At 73.8% G+C, this 14,468-nt stretch carries 15 protein-coding genes; 11 read left to right on the plus strand and 4 right to left on the minus strand.

Going from position 1 to position 14,468, the window contains the following annotated elements; all coding sequences use genetic code 11:
* Positions 1 to 452 precede the first annotated feature (452 nt).
* The 5 genes from ACFUJ1_RS33040 to ACFUJ1_RS33060 all read left to right on the plus strand — a co-directional run bounded on the left by ACFUJ1_RS33040 (position 453) and on the right by ACFUJ1_RS33060 (position 6,054).
* Positions 453 to 1,286: a PspA/IM30 family protein gene (locus ACFUJ1_RS33040; RefSeq protein WP_378651243.1), complete on the plus strand. Its 834-nt coding sequence runs from the start codon at positions 453 to 455 to the stop codon at positions 1,284 to 1,286.
* Positions 1,287 to 1,338: 52 nt separating this feature from the next.
* Positions 1,339 to 2,208, plus strand: coding sequence for a hypothetical protein (locus ACFUJ1_RS33045; RefSeq protein WP_378651244.1), 870 nt, complete (start codon positions 1,339 to 1,341; stop codon positions 2,206 to 2,208).
* Positions 2,209 to 2,296: 88 nt separating this feature from the next.
* Complete coding sequence (locus ACFUJ1_RS33050; RefSeq protein WP_378651245.1) at positions 2,297 to 2,641, plus strand: Lsr2 family protein; 345 nt, start codon at positions 2,297 to 2,299, stop codon at positions 2,639 to 2,641.
* 46 nt (positions 2,642 to 2,687) lie between these two features.
* A complete protein-coding gene (locus ACFUJ1_RS33055) occupies positions 2,688 to 4,310 on the plus strand; it encodes a serine/threonine-protein kinase (protein WP_378651246.1) in 1,623 nt (540 codons plus the stop codon).
* 13 nt (positions 4,311 to 4,323) lie between these two features.
* Positions 4,324 to 6,054, plus strand: a complete 1,731-nt coding sequence (locus tag ACFUJ1_RS33060; protein ID WP_378651247.1) for a serine/threonine-protein kinase — start codon at positions 4,324 to 4,326, stop codon at positions 6,052 to 6,054.
* Here the strand turns inward: ACFUJ1_RS33060 and ACFUJ1_RS33065 are convergent, their stop codons facing one another.
* A complete protein-coding gene (locus tag ACFUJ1_RS33065; RefSeq protein WP_378651248.1) occupies positions 6,055 to 7,710 on the minus strand; it encodes an alkaline phosphatase D family protein in 1,656 nt (551 codons plus the stop codon).
* A 136-nt stretch (positions 7,711 to 7,846) separates the two neighbouring features.
* On the opposite strand from ACFUJ1_RS33065, the gene ACFUJ1_RS33070 reads away from it, so the two are divergent.
* The 6 genes from ACFUJ1_RS33070 (at position 7,847) to recX (ending at position 12,157) form a co-directional block, all read left to right on the plus strand.
* Positions 7,847 to 8,026, plus strand: a complete 180-nt coding sequence (locus ACFUJ1_RS33070) for a hypothetical protein (RefSeq protein WP_378611760.1) — start codon at positions 7,847 to 7,849, stop codon at positions 8,024 to 8,026.
* A gap of 35 nt (positions 8,027 to 8,061) precedes the next feature.
* Positions 8,062 to 8,775: a PIG-L deacetylase family protein gene (locus ACFUJ1_RS33075; protein ID WP_378651249.1), complete on the plus strand. Its 714-nt coding sequence runs from the start codon at positions 8,062 to 8,064 to the stop codon at positions 8,773 to 8,775.
* 31 nt (positions 8,776 to 8,806) lie between these two features.
* Positions 8,807 to 9,970 (plus strand): glycosyltransferase, encoded by a 1,164-nt coding sequence (locus ACFUJ1_RS33080; RefSeq protein ID WP_378651250.1) that lies wholly within the window; start codon positions 8,807 to 8,809, stop codon positions 9,968 to 9,970.
* 70 nt (positions 9,971 to 10,040) lie between these two features.
* Positions 10,041 to 10,235 carry a DUF3046 domain-containing protein gene (locus ACFUJ1_RS33085; protein ID WP_067656752.1) on the plus strand — a complete coding sequence of 65 codons (195 nt, stop codon included), beginning with the start codon at positions 10,041 to 10,043 and terminating at the stop codon, positions 10,233 to 10,235.
* Positions 10,236 to 10,398: 163 nt separating this feature from the next.
* The gene (gene recA / locus ACFUJ1_RS33090; protein WP_233019575.1) at positions 10,399 to 11,442 is read left to right on the plus strand and encodes a recombinase RecA; all 1,044 of its coding nucleotides are present in this window, start codon (positions 10,399 to 10,401) and stop codon (positions 11,440 to 11,442) included.
* 139 nt (positions 11,443 to 11,581) lie between these two features.
* The gene (gene recX, locus ACFUJ1_RS33095) at positions 11,582 to 12,157 is read left to right on the plus strand and encodes a recombination regulator RecX (RefSeq protein WP_378651254.1); all 576 of its coding nucleotides are present in this window, start codon (positions 11,582 to 11,584) and stop codon (positions 12,155 to 12,157) included.
* A 79-nt stretch (positions 12,158 to 12,236) separates the two neighbouring features.
* Here the strand turns inward: recX and ACFUJ1_RS33100 are convergent, their stop codons facing one another.
* From ACFUJ1_RS33100 to ACFUJ1_RS33110, 3 genes are read right to left on the minus strand one after another with little or no spacing between them, the layout of a single operon-like run.
* A complete protein-coding gene (locus ACFUJ1_RS33100) occupies positions 12,237 to 12,815 on the minus strand; it encodes a GNAT family N-acetyltransferase (RefSeq protein WP_378651251.1) in 579 nt (192 codons plus the stop codon).
* A gap of 30 nt (positions 12,816 to 12,845) precedes the next feature.
* On the minus strand, positions 12,846 to 13,739 hold the full coding sequence (locus ACFUJ1_RS33105; protein ID WP_378651252.1) for an amino acid ABC transporter permease: 894 nt from the start codon (positions 13,737 to 13,739) through the stop codon (positions 12,846 to 12,848).
* Complete coding sequence (locus ACFUJ1_RS33110; RefSeq protein ID WP_378611767.1) at positions 13,736 to 14,407, minus strand: amino acid ABC transporter permease; 672 nt, start codon at positions 14,405 to 14,407, stop codon at positions 13,736 to 13,738. Before ACFUJ1_RS33110 ends, ACFUJ1_RS33105 begins: the two co-directional genes overlap by 4 nt.
* Positions 14,408 to 14,468: the final 61 nt, after the last annotated feature.

A 14,468-nucleotide genomic window follows, 5' to 3' on the forward strand; every position in this document is an offset into this window, starting at 1 on the left:
CGGCCGCGCCGCTCGACGCGCCGACGCGGGCGGCGCCGGGCCCGCGGAACGTGACCGGAACGGCGGGCGCGGGCGCCGAGGCGGTCCCGGTTCCGGCCGGGATCGGCACCGGCCCGGACGCGGTCGGCGCACCGGACGCCGCCGACCTCCCCGGCGCGGACGCGATCGTGCCGGGCAGCGTGGTGATGACGCCGGGCGCGGGCCGCCCGCTCCCGGTGGAGACCAGGATCGTGATCCCGGCCCCGCGCGGCGAGACCCTCGCCCTGGTGAACAGCTGGTGACCGGCGCCGCACGCTGCGCGCGGCCGCTGTCTGCGACTAGATTCGGGGTGCCCGGTCGCGGTGGATCCGGGCTCCACATGGTGGAGGATAGGAACCGACAACGAGTGCGTGACGGTCGCGCACCGCAGCCGCGTCGCGACGTGGCGCGTCAGATGGAGGCGGGATCAACCGATGGCTAATCCGTTCGCGAAGGCCTGGAAGTACCTGATGGCCCTCTTCGACTCCAAGATCGAGGAGCACGCCGACCCCAAGGTCCAGATTCAGCAGGCGATCGAGGAGGCCCAGCGGCAGCACCAGGCGCTCTCGCAGCAGGCCGCATCGGTGATCGGCAACCAGCGCCAGCTGGAGATGAAGCTGAACCGGCAGCTCGACGAGGTCGAGAAGCTGAACGCCAACGCCCGGCAGGCCGTGCTGCTCGCCGACCAGGCCATCGCCGCGGGCGACACCGAGAAGGGCGTGCAGTACACCAACGCCGCCGAGGCGTTCGCCGCCCAGCTGGTCACCGCCGAGCAGTCGGTGGAGGACCTCAAGGTGCTGCACGACCAGTCGCTGCAGGCGGCCGCGCAGGCCAAGAAGGCGGTCGAGCAGAACGCCATGCTGCTGCAGCAGAAGGTCGCCGAGCGCACCAAGCTGCTCAGCCAGCTGGAGCAGGCCAAGATGCAGGAGCAGGTCTCGGCCTCGCTGCAGCAGATGGACTCCACGCTCTCCGCGCCGGGCAGCACCCCGAGTCTGGACGCCGTGCGGGAGAAGATCGAGCGCCGCTACGCCAACGCGCTCGGCGCCGCCGAGCTCGCGCAGAACACGGTGCAGGGCCGGATGCTCGAGGTGCAGCAGGCCAGCGTCCAGATGGCCGGGCACAGCAAGCTGGAGCAGATCCGCGCCTCCATGCGCGGCGAGTCGCTGCCCGCGGGCGGCGCCAACCCGGCCGTCGGCCAGGCCCAGCCGCAGCCGAGCCCGGCCGTGCAGCAGGCCGACCTGAACAAGGGGCAGACCGCCCAGCAGTGAGCGCGCACCGGCCCGGCCGGTGCGGTTCGATCGAGAAGGGGAGGCCAGCCCGATGAGCCGCCAGCAGCCCGAGCCGGGACCGACGTGGCTCGGCCGCGTGAAAACCACCGCCGTGCAGCAGGTCCCGGCGCCCGCGACGGCGACGCTGCGGGACATCGGGGAGAACGCCCTGGTGGCGGTGCGGCGCTGGGCCGACCCGAGGGAGCGCGAGCTGCGCAGGCGGCGCCGGGCCCGGCGCACCAGCCTGCGGCTCGGCACCGCGGGCGGGCTCACCACCGTCGGCGCGGTCGGGCTGGTCGTGCTCTCCGCGCCGGTCTGGGCCGTCGTCGTGCTCGGCGGCGGCGCGGTGGCGCTGGTCACCGGCGGCGCGATCAGCGCGCGGCGCTACCTGCAGCTGCGGCAGCTCCCGCTACCGCAGGCCGCCTACCGGCCGCGCAAACTGCCGCCGCTGCGCTCCGCCGCCCGCACCGCCGCGGGCAGGCTGGACCGGGCCGAGCGGGCCCTGCACGCACTGATCACCCAGATCGCGCGCACCGGAAGGCTCCCGCTGGACGAGCTCGCCGACCTGCGCGAGACCGCGGGCTCCGGCGCCGCGGCGCTCGCCGCGCTGATCACCGACGTGCAGGCCATGGAGCAGGCCGCCGACGCCATCGGCCAGGCCAACCCCGCGACCGCGGGTTCGCTGCGCGACACCGTCCGCGCCGCGGTCACCAGGCTGGATGCCGGGGTGGCGGAGTACGAGCAGCTGGTCGCCGCCGCGGGCGGGTTGCTCGCGGTGCCGGAAACCGGTGTGGTGCACTACAATTTCGATCTCATCGTCGCCGACCTCAGGCACGCCGCGGACCGCCTCGACGGCTGGGCGCAGGCGCTCACCGAGCTCGCCGACGACGGCCGCGCCCACCTTCCGCCGCACGGCCGGTAGCGTTTTCCGGCGCGGCTACCGGGCATCGGGCGGCGGGGGTGTGTAATGTCCTGTCTCCGAACGGTTTCGGCAGAAGGACAGGGAAACTATGGCGCAGCGGGTGGTCGTGACGACGGTCGACGATTTCGACGGGGAATCGGCGGCCGACGAGACCATCGTGTTCGGCCTCGACGGCGTCACCTACGAGATCGACCTGTCGTCGGCGAACGCCGAGCGCCTGCGCGCCGAACTCGGGGAGTGGGTGCGGCACGCCCGCCGGGTCGGCGGCCGCCGCAGGCGGGCGGGCGAGCAGCCCACTGCCGGGCGCGCGGGCGAGGACGCCACCGCCATCCGGCGCTGGGCCAGGGAGAACGGCTTCGACATCTCCTCGCGCGGCCGGGTGCCGGACGAGGTGGTCGCGGCCTACCGGACGGCGCATCCCGCGCACTCCTGACAACGCCGCGGAGTAGGTATCCTCCAGTCTGGGAGGAGGTCGTTTCGTGGTGCTGCGCCCTGGCGAGATATTCGCCGGTTACCGCGTCCTGCGCCCGCTGGGGGCCGGTGGGATGGGTGCGGTGTACCTCGCCCAGCATCCGCGGCTGCCGCGGCGGGACGCGCTGAAGATACTCGACCCCGGGCTCGGGGCCGACCCGGAGTTCCGTGCCAGGTTCGAACGCGAGGCCGATCTGGCCGCCCGCCTGGAACACCCCAACGTGGTCGCCGTCTACGACCGCGGCGCCGAGGGCGAGACGCTCTGGATCGCCATGCGGTACGTGGACGGGGTGGACGCCGCCGAGCTGATCCGGCGCGGGCCCGCCGAGCTGCCGCCCGCGCGCGCCGTGCGGATCGTCGCGGCCGCCGCGCGCGGGCTGGACGCCGCGCACCGCAGCGACCTGCTGCACCGCGACGTCAAACCGGCCAACATCATGGTCGCCGTCGACGACGAGGGGAACGACGTCGTCCGGCTCACCGACTTCGGCATCGCCAGGCCGCTCGACGCGCCCACCTCGCTCACCGTCACCGGCTCGGTGCTCGCCACCTTCGCCTACGCCGCGCCGGAGCTGCTCACCGGCTGCCCGGTGGACCGGCGCGCCGACGTGTACTCGCTCGGCTGCACCCTCTTCGAGCTGCTCACCGGCGGAAAGCCGTTCGGTTCGCGGCAACCGGCCGCCGCCATGGCGGCGCACCTCTTCGAGCCCCCGCCCCGCGCCTCCGCGCTGAACCCCGCGCTGCCGCCCGCGCTGGACGCGGTGATCGCGAAGGCCATGGCGAAGGAGCCGAGGGAGCGGTTCGCGAGCTGCGGGGCGCTGGCGGAGGCGGCGGTGGCCGCGCTCGGCCCCGCCGGGGCCGGTGGCGTGTCCGCTTCCGGGGGCAGGACCGGTTCACCGCTTGCAGGCGGCGCGACGAGTGTGGCCGGGTCCTGCGTTGTACCGGGGCGTCCCGCTCCCGGAGCCCCGGCCGCCCCCACCGGCCCGCCTCCCGGCGGTGCGGGGGTCTCGCCCGGCTTCGTGAGCGCTCCCGCGCCGGGCAGGCGGAGCCGCAGGCCCGTCGTCGCGGGCGCGCTCGTGGTGCTCGGCGTCCTGGCCGCGGCCACGTTCGTGGTCCTGACCCGACCCGACCCGACCGGCACCGCCACCCCCGCGACACCGACGACCGTCACCGCACCGCCGACCACCCGCCCGCCGACGACCTCGGCACCGCCCACATCCGCGTGGGGCGATGCCGCCTACATCGCCGACGCCTTCCCCGGCCTGGTCCCGGCCGACCCGGAGGGCACCGGCTACCTCGGCATGCGCTGCGCGCTGAACGACGACCGCGGCGCCTGGCTGCACTGCCCGGCGGAGTCCGACGACGGCTTCGATGTCAATATCCACTGCGACCCGACCCGCCGCCCGGTCACCTACACCCGGGCGGGGAGCGGCTACGCCGCCCTGCACGAGGAGCGCTGGACCAGGCCGAGCGGCACCGGCACCCTCCGCTACGCCACCGACGACACCGGCGGCTACGGCCTGCTCGACATCGCCTTCGACGACCCCGCCCGCAGCTTCTGCACGGTCGGCGCCTCCGGCGGCCGCGGCGGCCGGGACGTCTACGACCGCTGGTTCGCCGGCGCCCCGCTCTGAGGAGGCCCGCCCCATGACCCTGACCCCGGGCACGGTGTTCGCCGGGCACCGCATCGAACGCACCCTCGGCGCGGGCGGCATGGGCACCGTCTACCTGGCGCGGCACCCGCGGCTGCCGCGCTCGGTGGCGTTCAAGGTGCTCGACCCGGTGGCCGGCGCCGACCCGGAGTTCCGCGCCAGGTTCCGGCGCGAGGCCGAGCTGGCGGTGCAGCTCGACCACCCGAACATCGTGGAGATCTACGACCGTGGCGCCGAGGACGACCTGCTCTGGATGTCGATGCGCTACGTCGCCGGGCCGGACGTCGCCGAGCTGATCCGCGCCGACGGCGGCAGGCTGGACCCGCGGCGCGCGGTACAGATCCTCACCCAGGCAGCCGCGGGGTTGGATTCGGCGCACCGGCGCGGGCTGCTGCACCGCGACGTCAAACCGGCCAACCTGCTCGTCGCCGACGACGACGGGGCGGACCACGTCTTCGTCACCGACTTCGGGATCGCGCGCAGCCGCACCGACGACAGCGGGCTCACCGGGGCGGGAGCCTTGATCGCCACGCTCGGGTACGTGGCGCCGGAACAGATCCGGGGCGACCCGCTCGACCATCGCGCCGACATCTACGCGCTCGGCGCCACGCTGTTCCAGATGCTCACCGGCGCGCTGCCGTTCACCCGCAGCACGCCCGCCGCGGTGCTCGGCGCGCACCTCATGGAGCCGCCGCCACGACCGTCCGCCGTGGTGCCCGGGCTGCCGGTCGGGCTGGACGCGGTGATCGCGACCGCCATGGCGAAGGATCGGGAGCAGCGGTTCCCGGACTGCCGCTCCTTCGCCGCCGCCGCCCGCGCCGCCCTCGACGCCGTGGTCTCGCAGGCGGTCTCGCCGCTGGCCGGCGTGCCGATTCCGCCCGGCTCCCCGGCGAGCGTCCCCGCCCCGCGTGTCCCCGCCCCGAGCGACCGCACCCTGATCCGCCCGCATCCGGACCTGCCCGCCCCGGGCGACCGCACCCTGATCCGCCCGCACCTGGACCCGCCCGCACCTGGACCACCCCCGCTGCCGCCGGACGGCTCGAATCCCGTTCCGCGCGCACCGCAGCAGGTCGCATACCCCGTGCCCGCGCCGAACCAGCGGCGAAGCGTCCTGTCCAGCACCTGGTTCCGCGCGGCAGCGGCGCTCGCGGCGGTGCTCGTCGTCGGCACCGCCGTCACCCTCGCCGCCAGCCCGTCGACCGTCACCGGCACCGGCACCCCGGCCGAACCGACCGCGACGGCCACCACCGCCCCGCCCACGACGACCCCCACCACGACGCCGCGCCCGGCGAACCCCGCCTGGGGCCGCGACGCCGACCTCGTCACCCTCTTCCCCGGCCTCCTCCCGCCGGACCCCGCCGCCACCGGCTACCGCGGCGCCCGCTGTACCAGCATGAACGTGCTGAACAACGGTGGCGCCCCCGCCCTGGAGTGCACCCAGGACGACGGCGTGAAGTACTACGTCTGGTCCTACCGCCGCGGCGACCCGCGCCGGGACAGCGACTTCACCACCAATATCGAGAACGCCACCACCCGCGAAGAACCGTGGACCCGCCCCTCCGGCACCGGCCGGGTCCGCTGGAGCCACTACCCGGGCGCGAACACCGGCATGCTGACGGTCAAGTTCGACGACCCGGACCGCGCCTGGGTGGTCATCGACGCGAACTGGGACTTCCACACCGGCGACGACCTGTACCGGCGGTGGTGGCCGGAGCTCCCGCTCTGATCAGCGGGTCGGCGCCGCCTCCGCGCTGTCCGGCCGCTCGCCCGCGCCCCCTGCCCCGCGCGGCGGCTCCGGCCGCCACGCCTCCCGCACCCCGGGCACCCCGTCCTCGACCACGTACGCCGCCCTGGTCTCGATCGGCGCTCCCTGCCTGCGCACGTACGGCAGCACCCGGAAATCGGTGCGCCACAGCTCGTGGTCGAGCTCGACCCGGACGTAGCCGCGCTGCCCGTTGAAGAACTTGATGTCCGGGTTGGCGTCCAGCATCGTGCGCCCGCGCGGCGTCATGTCGGCGCCATCGCCACCGCTGGTGATCGAGGTGCCGGTGAACTCGGCCGAGACCACCGGCGAGTCGAGGTCGGCGTGGTCGCGGCGCAGGTCGGCGGCGTGGTTCTCGTGCCGGTCGCCGGTGATCACCACCATGTTCCGGCCGCCGAGCCGGGTAGCGGCGCCGAGCACGGCGGCCCGGTCGGCGAGGTAGCCGTCCCACGGGTCGGTGGGCAGCGCCACCTCGGGGCCGGTGTCCATGTCGGTGCGGCTCATCCCCACCTGGTTGCCGAGCACCTGCCAGCGCGCGGTCGAGTTCGCCAGCCCGTCCAGCAGCCACTCCCGCTGCCCGGCGCCGAGCATGGTGCGCTCCGGGTTCGCGCGCTCGGCGCAGCCGGTCACCACGTTGCCGTCGCCGCAGGCCTGCGCGGTGCGGTACTGCCTGGTGTCGAGCATGGTGAAGTCGGCGAGGTCGCCGAAGCGGTAGCGCCGGTGCAGCAGCATGGACGGCCCCCGCGGCAGCTGCGCCAGCCGCAGCGGCTGGTGCTCGTACATGGCCTGGAAGGCGGCGGCGCGCCGCTTCAGGAAGAGCGGCCGGAGCCGCTGCACGGTGACGCCGAGCCCGGGCGCGTCCGCGGCCCAGTTGTTGTCCACCTCGTGGTCGTCCATGGTGACCAGCCACGGGAAGGCGGCGTGCGCGGCCCGCAGCGGCGCCTCCGCCTTGGCCTGCGCGTAGCGCAGCCGGTAGCCGCGCAGGTCGACCGCCTCGCCGTCGAACTGCGGCTCCCAGACCTCCTGGCCCGCGCGGCCGCGGAGCCAGCCCATCTCGTAGATGTAGTCGCCGAGGTGCACCACCAGGTCCAGGTCCTCCCGGCTCAGGTGGTCGTAGGCGGTGAAGTAGCCGGAGGTCCAGGACTGGCAGGAGGCGAAGGCGAAGCGCATCCGCGCCAGCCGCTGCCCGAGCGCGGGCGCGGTGCGGGTGCGCCCGACCGGGGAGATCGCCGAGCCGGCGCGGAAGCGGTAGTAGTACCAGCGGTCCGGCTCCAGCCCGCTGATCTCCGGGTGCACGCTGTGCCCGAGGTCGCGGGTCGCGACGGCGGTGCCGCGGGCGACCACCGCGCGGAACTGCTCGTCGTGCGCCACCTCGTAGTCCACGCTGACCGGTGCCAGCGGGGTGCCCGCGAGGCCGTCCGGGGCGGTGGGGTCGGGGGCGAGCCGGGTCCAGAGCACGAAGCCGTCCGGCGTCGGGTCGCCGGAGGCGACACCGAGCGCGAACGGGTCACCGAGCCGGCGCGGCGCCGGGAACCGGGCGCTGCTCGCCGCGGCCGTACCGGCGAGCACCGCCAGGGCAGCGCCGCCGAACCGCCCGAACTGCCGACGCGAGATGGCCACACCGTCAGGGTACGTGCGGATAGCGCGGGAGGCCGGGTCGGTGGCAACCCCGAAATCTACCCTGATATCAGCCTTCACCTGCTGTTTCACCGCCGTTCGGCTGCCATGCTGGAAACCGGGACGAACCGAAGGAGAGATGGCAATGGTGTGGAAGATCATCGGAGTGGTCGCGCTGGTGTGGATCGCGGTGGCGATCATCGGGGCGCTGCTGAAGGGGCTGTTCCCGCTCCTGGTGCTTGCCGTGATCGTCGGCGGGCTGTACCTGCTCTACAAGGCGGTGGCCGGGAGCGGAGACAACACGGTATCGAAGTTGTAGCTCCGCCACGGCGAGCACGCGGTAACTTCGCCCGTATGCGGCAGCTTCCGGAGGACTGGCAGCGCGGGCTGGTGATCGCGGCCCACCCCGACGACATCGAGTACGGGGCCGCCGCCGCGGTCGCCCGGTGGACCGGGCAGGGGAAGGACATCGGGTACCTGCTGGTCACCAGCGGCGAGGCCGGGATGGCCGGGGTGCCGCCCGCCGAGGCGGGGCCGCTGCGCGAGCGCGAGGAGCGGGCCGCGGCCGCCGAGGTCGGGGTGCGCGCGGTGGAGTTCCTCGGCTACCCGGACGGCCGGATCGAGGAGAGCCTCGCGCTGCGCCGCGATCTGGCCGCCGCCATCCGGCGGCACCGCCCCGAGCTGGTGGTGCTCATGCACTTCGGCCCGGTCTGGGCGCCCGGCTACCCGAACAGCGCCGACCACAGGGCCACCGGCCGGGCGGCGCTGGACGCCGTCGCCGACGCGGGCAACGAGTGGATCTTCCCCGAGCTCGCCGAGCTGCCGCCGTGGACCGCGCGCTGGGCCGCCGTCTTCGAGCCGGGCGGCGACCACGCCGTCGACGTCACGGAGGTCATCCCGCTTGCGCACGCCTCGCTCGCCGCGCACCGCCGCTACCTGGAGGTACTCGCGCCGGGGCGACCGGTCGAGGAGCAGGTCGCCGAGATCGTCGAGCAGGGCACGGGGCCGCGCGCCGACTTCCCGGCCGCGCGGGCGGTCGGCTTCACGCTGTACCACTTCCGCGACTGACCCCGCAGCGGCGGTGTGGCAGGGTGGGCGGATGCGCGTAGCCGTGGTGGCCGGACCCGACCCAGGACATGCCTTCCCCGCGCTGGCCCTGTGCGAGCGCTTCCGCGCCGCCGGGGACGAAGCGGTGCTCTTCACCGGCCCGCGCTGGTTCGCGACCGCCGCGGCCGCGGGGATCGCGGTGCGCAGGCTCAAGGGGCTGGCGCCGCGCGCCGTCGACGACGACGCCGACGCGGGCAGGCGGATCCACGAGCGCGCCGCGCACATCTCCACCGAGATCCTGCCCGACCTCGACGCCATCGGCCCCGAGCTGGTCGTCTCCGACGTGCTCACCGCCGGTGGCGGGATGGCCGCCGAGCGGCTCGGCGTGCCCTGGGTCGAGCTCTCGCCGCACCCGCTCTACCTGCCGTCGAAGGGGCTGCCGCCGATCGGCAGCGGGCTCGCCCCCGGCACCGGGGTGCGCGGGCGGGCCAGGGACACCGTGCTGCGCGCGCTCACCGCGCGCGATGTCAGGGCCGGGCACCGGCAGCGCGCCGCGGCCCGCGAGGGGGTCGGGCTGCCCGGCGCCGATCCCGGCCCCGCCGCCCGGCTGATCGCCACCCTGCCCGCGCTGGAGGTGCCGCGCCCGGACTGGCCCGCGCGCACGCACGTGGTCGGGCCGTTGCTCTGGGAGCCGACCGACGCCGTGCTGGCACCGCCGCCCGGCACCGAACCGCTGGTCATGGTGGCGCCGTCCACCGCGCACACCGGGGTCGCCGGGATGGTGGAGACCGTGGTCGAGGCGCTGGACGGCGCCGGTGTCCGGGTGGCCGTCTCGATGCTGGACGCCCCGCCGCCCGGGCTGCCCGGCTGGGTGCGCGCCGGGCTCGGCAGGCAGGACGTGCTGCTCCGGGAGGCCGCGGTGGTGGTCGGCGGCGGCGGGCACGGGCTGCTGGCCAAGAGCCTGCTCGCCGGGGTGCCGGTGGTCACCGTTCCCGGCGGCGGCGACCAGTGGGAGCTCGCCAACCGCGCCGCCCGCCAGGGCGGCTCGCTGCTGATCCGGCCGCTGACCGCCGCCGCCGTCCGGGCCGCGGTCCTGCGGGTGCTGGAGCAGCCCGGATACACCGCCGCGGCGGGCGCCGCGGCGGCGAGCGCCGCCGAGGTCGCCGACCCGGTCGCGCTCTGCCACAAGGTGCTGGAGCGGTCCGCGGTGCGCTGATCCGCCGGTGCGCCGGGCATGGCGGGCGGGCGCGGCGCGGGTGCGCACCGGGCCCGGTATCTTCGGCACGGTGCGGTTGACCGAATTCTCCGAACTCCTGCACACCGAATTCGGTGTGGCCAGGGGCGACACACTGCTCGCCGACCACGTGATCCTCGCGCTCGGCGGGCGCACCGGCGCGCAGGCCATCGAGGCGGGGGTCGATCCCCGCGAGGTCTGGCGCGCACTCTGCGCCGAGTTCGACGTGCCCCGCGTCCGGTGGTGACGGCCGCGCGGCGGGGCGGCTTGACTCGAACACTTGTTCGTCTAGGCTGAGCCCAGAACTTGTCGGTGCCGCGCTCTAGTGTGGGCGCCAACCACGAGGAAGCGCTTCTCTCCCCTGAGCCGGAGCGCCTACCACATCAGCTTCCCGAGCGAAGGGGATCGACATGGCACCACAGGCTTACGACCGCGACAAGGCACTGGAACTGGCGCTCGCCCAGGTCGAGAAGAGCTTCGGCAAGGGCGCGGTCATGCGGCTCGGCGAGGAGGCGCGGCAGCCCATCTCGGTGATCCCGACCGGCTCCATCGCCCTCGACGTCGCGCTCGGCATCGGCGGGCTGCCGCGTGGCCGGGTCGTCGAGATCTACGGCCCGGAGTCCTCGGGTAAGACGACCGTCGCGCTGCACGCGGTGGCCAATGCCCAGGCCGCAGGCGGCGTCGCCGCGTTCATCGACGCGGAGCACGCGCTGGATCCGGAGTACGCGAAGAAGCTCGGCGTCGACACCGACGCGCTGCTCGTCTCCCAGCCGGACACCGGTGAGCAGGCGCTGGAGATCGCGGACATGCTGGTGCGCTCCGGCGCCATCGACATCATCGTCATCGACTCGGTGGCCGCCCTCGTCCCGCGCGCCGAGATCGAGGGCGAGATGGGTGACAGCCACGTCGGCCTGCAGGCCAGGCTGATGAGCCAGGCGCTGCGCAAGATGACCGGCGCGCTCAACAACTCCGGCACCACCGCCATCTTCATCAACCAGCTGCGCGAGAAGATCGGCGTCATGTTCGGCTCGCCGGAGACCACCACCGGCGGCAAGGCGCTCAAGTTCTACGCCTCGGTCCGGCTCGACGTGCGCCGCATCGAGACGCTCAAGGACGGCAGCGACGCGGTGGGCAACCGCACCCGGGTCAAGGTCGTGAAGAACAAGGTCTCGCCGCCGTTCAAGCAGGCCGAGTTCGACATCCTCTACGGCCACGGCATCTCCAAGGAGGGCTCGCTCATCGACATGGGCGTCGAGCACGGCTTCATCCGCAAGTCCGGCTCCTGGTACACCTACGAGGGCGACCAGCTGGGCCAGGGCAAGGAGAACGCCAGGAAGTTCCTGCTGGAGAACATCGACGTGCGCGACGAGGTCGAGAAGAAGATCAAGGAGAAGCTCGGCATCGGTGCCGACGTGACCGCGGCCGAGGGCGCCGAGGTGCCCGCCGATTTCTGAGCCCGTCCGCAACCGCCGCGCTCGACCCGATCCGGTGGACGAGGTCCGGCGGCGGTTGCGGGAACTGGAGAGCAAGCCGGGGGGAAGTGATCTTCCGCCGGACGGCCGCGGTGGTGCCGGCCGTCGGCGGGCGGGTCCGGTGGCGGCCGGGCCCGGGCGGGAGGAACCCGCGCCGTCCGGCTCCGGCCGCGCGGCGCAGGGGGGTGCCCCGCAGGGTGGGACGGTCGAGCAGGCGAAGGAAGCCTGTCTTCGCCTGCTCGCCGTCCGCGCTCGCAGCCGCGCAGAACTCGTGCAGCGGCTGTCCGCCAAGGGATTCGACGCCGAGGTGACGGCGGCCGCGGTCGACCGGCTCGCCGAGGTCGGGCTGGTCGACGACGCCGCCTTCGCCGAGCAGTGGGTGCAGGCCAGGCACACCTTCTCCGGGCGGGGGCGGGCCGCGCTCGCCCAGGAACTACGCCGCAAGGGGGTCGCGCCGGAGACGGCGGCGGCCGCGCTGGACGGCATCAGCGGCGACGACGAACAGGAGCGCGCCGCCGAACTGGTGCGCCGCAAGCTGCGCAGCCTGCCCGCGAGCGTCGACCGCGACACCGCACTCCGTCGGCTCTCCGCCATGCTCGCCCGCCGCGGCTATCCCGCGTCGGTCGTCTTCCCCGTGGTTCGCGCCGAACTCGACGCCGCCGGGTACGGCGGCGGCACCGAGCCGACAGACGACTGACCCTGCCGGACGCGCCTGCGGCGACCCTGGTTCGCCAGGGCTCGGCCGGACGCATTCGCGGGAGCCGCGGGATCAGGGCTCAGCCGGACGCGCCCGCAGGCGTGACCAGCGCATGGAGGTGCATGTCGTGCCAGCCGTCGGCGTGCAATCCGGCCTCGCGCTGCGTGCTTTCCAGGGGGAAGCCGGACTTCTCCGCGGTCCGGCAGGAGGCCGGGTTGTGGACGGAGTGGGTGAGTTCCAGGCGGTGGAAGCCGACGGCGAAGGCCAACGCGACCGCAGCGCGCACTCCGCGCGGAGCGAGCCCGCGGCCGCGCGCGGCCGGCAGCGTCCAGTACGCGACCTGCGCATTGCCGGAGCGGAGGTCGAACCCGGTGAGCGAGATCCGGCCGGTCACCGCCCCGTCGGCGACAGCGGCCCAGTTCGCGGCGGTACGCGCAGGCCAGGTCGCCTGCCAGTCACGGATCCAGCCCTCGACTTCGGCCATCGAATCGGCCCGCCTGCGATGCCACCGCATCACCGCCGGGTCGGTGAACGCCGCGTACACGGCCTCGGCGTCGGCCGCCGCCCACGGCCGCAGCACCAGCCCGCCGTCGCGCAGCACCGGCTGCGGGCCGTCGAAGAGCGTCACGTCGACCGGAGACGAATCCAGAAGTGGCACACCATGATTGTGCCACCTGCGTAGTCGGTCCTACCGCTTGGCGATGTCCACACCCGGCGCGGCGTCGGTGACCACCGAGTCGGCCGCGAGCACCGCGGTGCCCTTCTTCTTGCGGGTGCGCAACCGCCGCTCCACCTGGGTGGCGACAAAGGTGAGCAGGCTGTTCAGCAGGATCATGACGAGCGCGACCACCATGAGCGCGGGAATGGTGTTGCTCTCCGACGACCCGAGCTGCTGCCCGGAGCGCACGATCTCGACGTAGGTGATCTGGTAGCCGAGCGCGGAGTCCTTGAGCGCCACCACCATCTGCGAGATCAGTGCGGGCAGCATGGCGGTGATCGCCTGCGGCAGCAGGATCAGCCGCATGAGCTGGTTCTTGCGCAGCCCGAGCGCCACCGCGGCCTCGGTCTGCCCGCGCGGCAGCGAGCGGATACCCGCTCGCACGATCTCCGCGATCACCGACCCGTTGTAGATGGTGAGCGCGGTGACCACCGCGGCGAGCGCCAGATCATCCGACTTGAACAGGTCGTACTCGGCGAAGACCGCGAACAGGAAGATCATCAGGATCAGCACCGGGATGGCGCGCGACAGCTCCACCACCACGCTCGCGAACCAGCGCACCGGCCGGTGCTCGGAGAGCCGCAGGACACCGAAGATCATGCCGAGCACCAGCGCGAGCACGATGGAGAGCAGCGCGGCCACGATGGTGCCGCGCAGGCCGGGCAGCAGGTACGTCTCCCAGACCGAGGCCTCCAGGAACGGCGTCCACTTGTCCGCCGCGAACTGCCCCTTGTCCGCGAAGGCGGAGATGGTCAGCCACAGCCCGGCGGCGACGAGCACCACCACGATCGCGGTGAAGAAGTGATTGCGCAGCCTGGCCCTCGGGCCGGGTGCGTCGAACAGGACCGACGGCGCGGCGCTCATCGGGCCACCTCGAATCGTTTGGCCAGCCAGCCGAAGAAGAGGCCGGTGGGCAGGGTCAGGATCACGAAGCCGAGCGCGAAGATCGCGCCGATCGCCAGCAGGTCGGCCTCCGTCTCGTTCATGGTCGCCATCAGCGCGGCCGCCTCGGCGACGCCGATGGCGGAGGCGATGGTGGAGTTCTTGGTGAGCGCGATCAGCACGCTGCCCAGCGGCGCGACCACCGCGCGGAAGGCCTGCGGCAGCACGATCAGCCGCAGGTTCTGGCTGAACCCGAGCCCGAGCGAGCGGCCGGCCTCGGACTGCCCGAGCGGCACCGTGTTGATGCCGGAGCGCAGCGATTCGCAGACGAACGCGGCGGTGTACACGCTCAGGCCGACGATGGCCCAGCGGAAGTTGATGGCGTTCAGCGTCTCGCCGCCGAGCGTGAGCCCCATGGTGGAGTACAGCCCGAGCGAGCAGAAGACGATGATCAGCGTGAGCGGGGTGTTGCGGATCAGCGTGACGTAGGCGGTCCCGACACCGCGCGCGATCGGTACCGGCGACACCCGCAGCCCGGCCACGATCGTGCCGAGCACCAGCGCGCCGACGGAGGAGAGCAGCGTCAGCTGGATGGTCACCCAGAAGGCGTCGAGTATCTGGTCGTCGTACCGCGAGATCAGATCGAACACGAGCGCGCGTCCCTTGCGATCGAGGGTGGACGGGGGAAGACCGGCGAGGGCGGCCCGGCAC

The sequence above is a fragment of the Nocardia sp. NPDC057227 genome (assembly GCF_042669725.1).
In the GTDB taxonomy this organism is placed as follows: Bacteria; Actinomycetota; Actinomycetes; order Mycobacteriales; family Mycobacteriaceae; genus Nocardia; species Nocardia asteroides_A.